Origin of the sequence: Streptomyces sp. HSW2009 (assembly GCF_040240285.1) — a bacterium.
Lineage (GTDB): Bacteria > Actinomycetota > Actinomycetes > Streptomycetales > Streptomycetaceae > Streptomyces.
In genome coordinates, this window is record NZ_JBEHZD010000821.1 from 1 (window position 1) to 2,475 (window position 2,475).

A 2,475-nucleotide genomic window follows, 5' to 3' on the forward strand; every position below is an offset into this window, starting at 1 on the left:
CCCCCCCCGCCCCCGGCCGGGGGGGGGGGGGTGGTGGGGGGGGGGGGGGGGGGGGTGCCCTGGGGGGGGGGGGGGGGGGGGGGCGGGCCCCCCCGGGGGGGGGGCCCCCGGGGCCGGGGGGGCGGGGGGGGGGGGGGGGCCGGGCGGGGGGCGCGCCGCGGCCTGCCGGTACCCGGTCGGTGCTGGACGGTGGCCTCGCGCAGTTGCTCCCCGGCTCCGCGGAAGAGGTGCTGGAAGACCGAGCCGCCCGTGGTGGCCACGATGCTGACCACACCGGCGCCGATGATGGTCCCGTACACGCCAAGTCGGGAGGCGAGTACGGCGGCGGCCACCGCCGCGAGGGCACTTCCGGCTACCTGAGCGACACTCAGTTCGAGTCGCTCCTTCTGCTCTTTTGCCTCACTTTCAGGTGTGTCGCGCATCTCCCGCCTCTGGTCACAGTTCGATCCGCCTTGCCTAGAGAAGTGACATTTGGGCGAAGCAGGTAGTTCCACTTCCGTCGATTCTGTGAAACTCGCCACCTGAGCGCCCGATCAGGTGGGTTTTGCGGCCCTTCAACTCCCTTGGCCTACGACAACTTCGATGGCGCGGCGGTCCTCTCACATGGCCCAAATGGAGTACTGTTGCGAATCCTGGCCTCGTGATCCCGTCCGGCCGCCCGGACCGAGCGGGAGAAGCCAGTGGCGCCAACTCGACCGGTGGCGCCGCGACATGGCATGGCGCGTAGTGCACAGAGTGATTTATCGTCACTTTGCGTCGTAAACACGTCACCGTGCCATAACGGCGGATCAGAGCCTAGGCTCGACACGCCAGGCAACTTGGCAATGCTGTGGCAGGCTGCACCCCGGGCAGGCCACACTCATCTAGCGGGAGAACGGCAGCGACGCACGTGACGTCGGCAGGCACCACCCGGGAGGTCCCCATGCCCGAACTGCGTGTCGTGGCCGTCAGCAACGACGGCACACGGCTGGTGCTCAAGGCTGCGGACAGCACGGAGTACACGCTCCCGATCGACGAGCGGCTGCGTGCCGCTGTGCGCAACGACCGCGCCCGGCTCGGCCAGATCGAGATCGAGGTCGAGAGCCATCTGCGGCCCCGTGACATCCAGGCTCGGATAAGAGCAGGCGCATCGGCCGAAGAGGTCGCCCAGCTCGCGGGCATCCCCGTGGAGCGGGTGCGTCGGTTCGAAGGCCCGGTGCTCGCGGAGCGTGCGTTCATGGCCGAGCGCGCCCGTAAGACGCCCGTGCGCCGCCCCGGCGAGAACACCGGCCCCCAGCTCGGCGAGGCCGTCGCCGAGCGGCTGCTGCTGCGCGGGGCCGACAAGGACGCCACCCAGTGGGACTCCTGGCGGCGCGACGACGGCACCTGGGAGGTGCTGCTCGTCTACCGCGTCGCGGGCGAGACCCACACCGCGAGCTGGACCTACGACCCGCCCCGCCGGCTGGTGCAGGCCGTGGACGAAGAAGCCAGGTCGCTGATCGGGGAGGCGGACGACACCCCGGAGCCGAGCTTCCCGTTCGTACCGCGCATCGCCCGGCTGCCGCGCGACCGGCCGCTGGACCGCACGCCGGTGCGCACCGCGCCCGGCGAGCGCGGCCCCGGCCCCGATGACGTGGAAGCGGTGTCCGCAGCGCTGGAGGAGGCGCCGCCCGAGCGGGACTCGCTGACCAGCCTGTTGGAGGCGGTACCCAGCTTCCGGGGCGACATGATCGTGCCCGATCCGGTGCAGCCGCCCCGACCGCCGGACGAGCCCGTCGAAGAGGTGGAGGCGGTGGAGCCGCCGGCGCCGGCAGCGAGCGCCGGTTCGGCGTACGCGGACGTGCTGATGCCTCGTTCGGGGGCGGGCCACCGCGACCGGTTGACCGGAACGACGGACCGGCAGGCCGAGGCGGACGGCGTCCGCCCCGGGCGGCGGGCAGCGGTGCCGAGCTGGGACGAGATCGTTTTCGGCACCCGCCGCAAGAAGCAGGAATAGCGACAGCGAGCGGCGCGGCAGGGCGGAGGTTCGACCATGACCACCGCGCGCCGCCGTGCCGCACCGTCCGTCGATGCGCCCCCCGCGGGCGACACCGCGCCCCACCGGCCCCGTGCCCGTGGGGCGCTTCGGTGTTTTCGGAGCGGAGCGGCGGTGGGTTTCGTGGGGGCGGTCCCTGTGTATGCGGCCCCTGCGCGTGTGGCCTCTGCGCACGCGGTGCGTTCGGGGTACGGGAGGCGGCGGGCGGTCGGTGGTCCGGGGCGGCGGGTCCGCGCGGCCGGCGACACCCGCGACTCGGCGGCTGACGCCCGCGGCTCGCCCCGGGCCGAGTGGCCCGTGGGGCGGCGGCGGGCGGCGGCGATCCGGCGGCCGGGCGGGTGGGAGTCTGGCGCCGACCATGGGCGGCCCGTCCGGTGGTGGGCCGCCCGCCGGCCCGGGTGCGTCACGCCGGGGGGGTGGCATTTAGACAAAAACGCGCCCCCCACACCGGCGACGAGGGG

General features: G+C 73.7%; 1 protein-coding gene and 1 pseudogene. One reads left to right on the forward strand and one right to left on the reverse strand.

Features of this window, described 5'->3' with window-relative positions; all coding sequences use genetic code 11:
- Window positions 1-422: pseudogene (locus AAHZ94_RS32580) on the reverse strand (hypothetical protein); the annotation flags it as partial.
- 467 nt (window positions 423-889) lie between these two features.
- Here AAHZ94_RS32580 and sepH point away from each other — a divergent pair.
- Entirely contained in the window at window positions 890-1,975 is a 1,086-nt protein-coding gene (gene sepH, locus AAHZ94_RS32585) for a septation protein SepH (protein ID WP_349997316.1), read from the forward strand.
- Window positions 1,976-2,475: the final 500 nt, after the last annotated feature.